The 6,946-nt window shown below is 65.9% G+C and carries 5 protein-coding genes; 4 read left to right on the top strand and 1 reads right to left on the bottom strand.

Translation table 11 applies throughout. The annotated features are described in order from the left end of the window. The first annotated feature begins 188 nt into the window (after window positions 1-188). Together EFAMC1_RS07625 and EFAMC1_RS07620 are read left to right on the top strand one after the other, a co-directional pair. Entirely contained in the window at window positions 189-1,040 is an 852-nt protein-coding gene (locus EFAMC1_RS07625) for an RluA family pseudouridine synthase (protein WP_154053701.1), read from the top strand. 143 nt (window positions 1,041-1,183) lie between these two features. Further along, a complete protein-coding gene (locus tag EFAMC1_RS07620) occupies window positions 1,184-2,815 on the top strand; it encodes a 4Fe-4S dicluster domain-containing protein (RefSeq protein WP_154053700.1) in 1,632 nt (543 codons plus the stop codon). Between the two features lie 143 nt (window positions 2,816-2,958). On the opposite strand, the gene EFAMC1_RS07615 is transcribed toward EFAMC1_RS07620, so the two are convergent. After that, window positions 2,959-3,717 carry a GntR family transcriptional regulator gene (locus EFAMC1_RS07615; protein ID WP_154053699.1) on the bottom strand — a complete coding sequence of 253 codons (759 nt, stop codon included), beginning with the start codon at window positions 3,715-3,717 and terminating at the stop codon, window positions 2,959-2,961. Window positions 3,718-4,103: 386 nt separating this feature from the next. Here EFAMC1_RS07615 and EFAMC1_RS07610 point away from each other — a divergent pair, with 386 nt between their 5' ends. Both EFAMC1_RS07610 and uxuA read left to right on the top strand, forming a co-directional pair. Beyond that, entirely contained in the window at window positions 4,104-5,717 is a 1,614-nt protein-coding gene (locus EFAMC1_RS07610; protein ID WP_154053698.1) for a mannitol dehydrogenase family protein, read from the top strand. Between the two features lie 141 nt (window positions 5,718-5,858). Next, a complete protein-coding gene (gene uxuA, locus EFAMC1_RS07605) occupies window positions 5,859-6,941 on the top strand; it encodes a mannonate dehydratase (protein ID WP_154053697.1) in 1,083 nt (360 codons plus the stop codon). The last annotated feature ends 5 nt before the right edge of the window (window positions 6,942-6,946 follow it).

Raw genomic sequence — 6,946 nt, 5'->3', positions numbered from 1 at the left:
GCGGAATCAACCCACACGAAGTGGCGAAGACCCCATTTATGCCCGCTGTAAGTAGCGGCGCCTTTGTGGCAAGGTGAATATTGCTGGCAGCTGGGGCTTTGGTGGTCGTCCACTATCGTCTTCGGTGCCGTATTTCCTGCCCGACCTTCCGGTAGATTGGTTGTCTCATGTCCGACGCCGACAATACCATGGCAGATTCCAACGAGCTGTCTCATCTTGGGGTCTCGACACTGTTCGAGGACGCATGGCTCCTGGCCATAGACAAGCCGGCGGGGATCATCGTCCACGATGACGGGACCGGTGCGCCCACGCTCACGGACCTCGCCCGCGGGCATCTCGAGGCAGCGGGGGAGGGCGATGTCGCCGCGCAGCTCCAGGCGGTGCAGCGGCTCGACCGTGACACCACGGGCGTCGTGCTGTTCTCCAAGGACAAGGCCGTCCAGCCCAAGCTCGACGCGGCCCTCGCGGGAAGGGTCGCCGCGGCGGTTGGAGCCGTGACGCGTGGAATGCCCGGGGCGACAACGGCAAGCCCTGCCGACGCGGCCCCGGCGCCTGACGCTCGTCTCGCACCTGACGCTCGCCCGGCGCGGAAGCGCTACCTCGTCGTGGTGCGCGGGGAGTTCCCCTGGAAGATACGCACCCTTGACGGTCCCATCGGCCGCGACCGCCACGACGCGCGTCGCATGCGCGTGAGTTCGGGCGGTAAGCCGGCCGAGACTCGCGTGCGTCGCCTGGCCACCTCGGGGGCGCGGGGCAGCCGCCGCTCGCTTCTGCTCGTGGAGCTCGTCACGGGGCGAAAGCACCAGATTCGCGTCCACCTTGCCCACGCGGGCTTTCCCATCCTGGGCGACGCGCTCTACGGCACGCCTGCCGACCGGGGCCACCGCGCGCCTGCGCTCATGCTCCATGCCTTCGAGGAGCGCCTGCCTCACCCCGTGACCGGGGCGCCGCTCGTCATCCGGGCACCCTATCCCGAGCGCTTCGCCCAGGCGTTCCCGGGCGGCCTCGCGCTTGTCGACGCGGCGCTCGCACGGGGGTAGCCGCGCTGCTACCATAAGTAGAAGTTTCGGCGGCAGGGGCCGCCGGCGGGTTGCCCGGGGAGGCGCCCGCACCGGGGCCTCGGCCCCGGCACCAACGTTGCCGGTGCCAGCTCGCCGGCCATGCAGGAGAGGAAAGGAACCATATGCCAGGCACGATGCGAGGCGTCTACACCAACCTCACGCAGATTCGCCGCACGGTGTTCTGCGAGGTGGCAAAGCTTGCCTATACCAGCGGAGAGGCGTCCAAGGAGAGCGGCGGGGAGCCGGACTACAGCTGGGTCGACGACCTGCCCTACCAGATCATACCCGGCGACGTCGCCACCTACCGCGAGAGCGTCTTCCTCGAGCGCGCCATCGTGGGCGAGCGCATCCGCCTCGCCATGGGCCTGCCGCTCCAGGGCGTCGACAAGCGCCAGTCGCTCTCCGACGGCGTGGCCGAGGCGGCCAAGCCCGAGACCTACTACCAGCCGCCCCTCGTCAACATCATCAAGTTCGCCTGCAACGCCTGCGAGGACAACGTCTACCGCGTCATGCGCGAGGCCTGCCAGGGCTGCCTCGCGCACCCCTGCCGTGAGATCTGCCCCAAGAAGGCCATCTCGTTCAAGGACAAGAAGGCCTTCATCGACCACTCGCTGTGCATCAAGTGCGGCCGCTGCGCCAACGTGTGCCCCTACCACGCCATTCACCACCACGTGCGTCCCTGCGCCGACGCCTGCGGCATGGGCGCCATCGGCTCGGACGAGAACGGCCACGCCGACATCAACTACGACAAGTGCGTGAGCTGCGGCCAGTGCCTCGTGAACTGCCCCTTCGGCGCCATTGCCGACAAGAGCCAGATCTTCCAGGTCATCAAGGCCATCACCGACGGCGACGAGGTCATCGCCGAGGTGGCGCCTGCGTTCGTGGGCCAGTTTGGCGGCAAGGGCAACGTCGACAAGCTGCGCCAGGCCTTCAAGGAGCTGGGCTTCTCCGGCATGGAGGAGGTGGCGCTCGGCGCCGACCTCTGCACCGTGCAGGAGGCCGAAGACTTCCTCGAGGAGGTGCCGGCCAAGATTCCGTTCATGGGCACGAGCTGCTGCCCGGCGTGGTCGGTCATGGCCAAGAAGGAGTTCCCCAAGAACGCCGACTGCGTCTCGATGGCGCTCACGCCCATGACGCTCACGGCGCGCCTCGTCCGCCAGCAGCACCCCAACGCCAAGATCGTCTTCGTGGGGCCGTGCTCGGCCAAGAAGCTCGAGGCCATGCGCAAGAGCGTCAAGAGCGAGGTGGACTTCGTGCTCACCTTCGAGGAGATGGCAGGCATGATGGACGCCAAGGAGATCGACTACACCAAGCTTGCCGGCGAGGGCGGCGACTTTGACGTGGCGAGCGCCGACGGCCGCGGCTTTGCCGTGGCGGGTGGCGTGGCGACGGCCGTGGTCAACGCGATCCACCGCCGCTACCCGGACCGCGAGGTCAAGGTCATGAACGCCGAGGGCCTCAAGGACTGCCGCAAGATGATGAAGGACGCCGTGAAGGGCAAGTACAACGGCTACCTGCTCGAGGGCATGGCGTGCCCGGGCGGCTGCGTGGCCGGCGCCGGTACCCTGCAGTCCATCATCAAGACCACCGGCGCGGTGAAGATGTACGCCAAGAAGAGCGCACGCAAGAACGCCACGGAGAACGCCTACCGCATGCTGATCCCGGCGCTCGAGCGCGACGACGACGGCAAGCACGAGGAGAACCTCGTGGCCGAGATGGACGAGGCGCAGAAGCCCAAGGAAACCGTGAGGTAGCGGCGGCCTGACGGGGAGCGAACGACGACGGGGGCACGGTTGCAAGCCAGCGGCCGTGCCCCCGACACCCTTCCGTATGATTGATTTGTCACATTGCGTGCAATGTGACAAATCATACGGAAGGGTGTCACATCTGCGCGAGGCTACCGCTCGGCGGCGACCGCCTCGTCATGCGAGGCGAGGCTGCACTTCGACCGGCCCCACGTGGGCCCGAGCAGGGCCTCGCTCTCCTCGAAGTATTCCGGGTGCTCTGCCACGACATCCTTGTGGTCTGCGAGCGCCTTGTGCAGGTGCAGGCTGATGAGGTAGGCCACGTCGCTGGGGCTGCGGCGGGCGATGGCGTCACGAATCTGTAGGTGCTGGCTCATGACGATGTCCCAGCTCACGCCCTTGGTGACGGCCGCAAGCCAACGGAACCGCTCGAAGTGCGTGTTCGTGAGCGCCAGCCACTCCCAGACTTCGTGACGGTTGGCGATCTCGAAAAGCAGCTCGTGCATCCGGTTGTCCGTGATGAAGAACTCGCGCTCGTCGCGCGCGGCCACGGCGGCCTGCTGCTCCTCGATGATGGCGTCGAGGCGCGCGAAGTCCTCCTCCCTGGCCACGGCGCAGCACTCGATGGCAATCTGGCTCTCCAGGTGCTCGCGCGTGAAGCGGGCGCTCTCCGCCGCGTGGCCGTCGATTTTGGAGACGAAGGTGCCGCTCTGGGGCACCGTGCGCACGAGGCCCTGCTGCTGCAGGCGCACGAGCGACTCACGCACGGGCGTGCGCCCAAGCTCCAACTCCTCGCAGATGCTCTTGGGCGCAAGACGCTGGCCCGGCTTGAGCTGTGCGAAGATGATGGCCTGGCGCAGGGTCTGGTAGGCCTGGTCTTGCAGGGTGCAGGCGTCGTTCGTGGCGGCCATGAGGTCCCGTCCCTTTTCGGAATTGATAGATGCCCCGCACATACTACGTGCAAGCGTCTAAGCTCGTGCGAATTCGCAGCCACGACACGTTCGCCGGCTGCAATGGGTCGTATATCAGTTTACAGAAGCATGATGAGAAACGGTCAAAAAGTGCCGGGAAAGCGTTCACGGCTCTTGAACGACCGCTCACGGAATCCGAGGTCAGGAAATTGTGAATGCCAACGGTTCGAGGACCTTCTTGAGACTAATATATCAGTCACAGATCAGCCGAGGCATGCGTCTGGCGCAACGGTGGGCGCACGTCCCGAGCACACCCGGCGGCACAATCCGCAGGTAGGGGAGCCCATCTCCTCTCCGGCGCCTCGCCTACGACGAGAAGGAGACCCATGGCAACTCTCAAGAACTGGCAGGCAAGCGCAGGCGAGCTCAAGGAGCGTGGGGTCCGCCTTCCCGCCTGCGACGTGGCGGCCCTGAAGCGGGCCGGCGTCGAGCAGCCGGTTTGGATCCACTTCGGCGGCGGGAACCTCTTCCGCGCCTTCCACGCCCAGATCGCCCAGGACCTTGCCGACAAAGGCCTGCTCACGCGCGGCGTCGTGGTGGTCGAAACCTTCCGTCCGTTCACGCTCGACGAGGTCTATGGCCCCTACAACTTCGACATCCTGCAGGTTGTCATGAATGCCGACGGCACGCTGGACGAGCGCGTCCTCGCGGTGACCGCTGGCGGCGTCTTCGCCAACTCCCAGCGTCCCGAGGACCTCGAGCTCGCCAAGCACTACTTCGAGAGCCCCGAGCTGCAGCTCGCCACCTTCACCATCACCGAGAAGGGCTACGGCCTGCGTGACGCCAAGGGCAACCTGCTGCCGTTCGTGGCCGCCGAGCTCGAGGCCGGTCCCGATGCCGCCGCCTCCACCATGGGCATCGTGGCCGCGCTGCTGCTGGCCCGCTTCAACGCCGGCGCCACGCCCATCGCCATGGTCTCCACCGACAACTTCTCCCAGAACGGCGCCCGCTTCCGTGAGGCCATCCTCACGGTGGCCAACGGCTGGCTCGAGCACGGCCACGTCACGCAGGAGTTCATCGACTACGTCTCCGACGAGGCCCGCGTGAGCTTCCCGTGGTCCATGATCGACCGCATCACTCCCAACCCCTCGCCCGAGACCGAGGAGGCCCTGAAGCAGCAGGGCTGGGAGGACCTGGACCTCATCGCCACGCCCAGCGGCACCCACTTTGCCGGCTTTGCCAACACCGAGGCCTGCCACTACCTCGTCATCGAGGACAGCTTCCCCAACGGCCGTCCGGCGCTGGAGGAGGGCGGCGTGATCCTGTGCGACCGCGACACCGCCGAGAAGGCCGACACCATGAAGGTCACGGCCTGCCTCAACCCGCTCCACACCTGCCTCGCCGTGTTTGGCTGCCTCCTGGGTTACGCCCGCATCTGGCAGGAGATGGAGAACCCCGAGCTCGTGTCCCTTATCAAGCACCTCGGCTATGACGAGGACCTGCCCGTCGTGGTTGACCCCAAGGTCATCGACCCGCAGAAGTTCATCGCCGAGCTGCTGGCCGAGCGCCTGCCCAACAAGAGCCTGCCCGACGCCCCGCAGCGCATCGCCACGGACACCTCGCAGAAGGTTGCCATCCGCTACGGCCACACGCTCAACGCCTACCTGGCCGCCGGAAAGGATGTCTCCGGCCTCACCTACATCCCGCTGACCATCGCCGGCTGGCTGCGCTACCTCACGGGTGTCAACGACAAGGGCGAGGCCTTCGCCTGCAGCCCGGACCCGCTGCTGGAGGGCCTGCAGGCCCACGTCGCCGGCCTCAAGCTCGGCGAGGCCGACGCGGCTGCCGTCCACGCCGCCGCCCGGCCCATCCTCTCCAACAAGGAGATCTTCACGCTCGACCTCTACGAGGCTGGCCTGGGCGAGAAGGTCGAGGGCTACCTGCTGGAGATGCTCGCCGGCCCCGGCGCCGTTGCCGAGACCATCAAGAAGTACCTGTAAACGGCTTTCCCAGGCACCGCATCTCGGCCCTCACTCGTCGCTTGCGCACCTGGTACGCAGCGCTTCTCCTTCGGGCCGACCTGCGGCGCCTGGGAAACCGATGACGTTGTTGAAGTCTTACTTACGAAAGGAAGCGACACCATGGAGCTTACCTTTAGGTGGTACGGCCCTGAGTCCGAGAAGATCACGCTCGAGCAGATTCGCCAGATTCCGGGCTGCAAGGGCATCGTGGGCACGCTGTTCGACATTCCCGCCGGCGAGGTGTGGCCGCGCGAGCGCATCCACGAGCTGCGCGAGATGATCGAGGCCAACGGCCTCACGCTCAAGGTCATCGAGTCGGTCAACATCCACGACGACATCAAGATCGGCCTGCCCGCGCGCGACAAGTACATCGAGAACTACAAGGAGACCATTCGCAACCTCGCTGCCGAGGGCGTCAAGGTCATCTGCTACAACTTCATGCCGGTCTTCGACTGGGTGAAGTCCGACCTGGACTACAAGCTGCCCGACGGCTCCTCCACGCTGGCCTTCATCCGCAAGAACATTCCGGACGACCCGCAGGAGATCATCGACACGGTGGCCAACGGCTCCGGCGACTTCACGCTCCCCGGCTGGGAGCCCGAGCGCCTCGCCCAGGTCAAGCAGCTCTTCGAGGACTACAAGAACGTGGACGAGGACAAGCTCCGCGAGAACCTCGTCTACTTCCTCGAGGCCATCATGCCCACCTGCGAGGAGTGCGACGTCAAGATGGCCATTCACCCGGATGACCCTCCGTACTCGATGTTCGGCCTGCCGCGCATCATCAAGAACCGCGAGGACCTCGACTGGCTGTGCACTGCGGTGGACACGCCCTACAACGGCATCACCCTGTGCTGCGGCAGCATCGCCGAGGAGCCGGGCAATGACATCTACAGCATCCTCGCCGAGTTCACGAAGCGTGGCCGCATCCACTTCGTGCACATGCGCAACATCAAGTACATCAACCCCGACGAGCCAGGCAACAAGGACTTCTACGAGGCCCCGCATCCCAGCCCCTGTGGCTCGCTCGACATGGTCAAGATGATGAAGGCCCTGCACGATAACGGCTTCGAGGGCTACATCCGCCCGGATCACGGCCGCATGATCTGGGGCGAGACGGGTCGCCCGGGCTACGGCCTGTACGACCGTGCGCTTGGCATCGCCTACATCAACGGTGTCTGGGAGACGCTCGAGAAGCTCTCCTAGGAGCT

Origin of the sequence: Olsenella uli, assembly GCF_901212675.1 — a bacterium.
In the GTDB taxonomy this organism is placed as follows: Bacteria; Actinomycetota; Coriobacteriia; order Coriobacteriales; family Atopobiaceae; genus Parolsenella; species Parolsenella uli_B.
The sequence above is the reverse complement of the archived record's forward strand: the minus strand, read 5'-3'. Positions and strand labels throughout refer to the sequence as shown.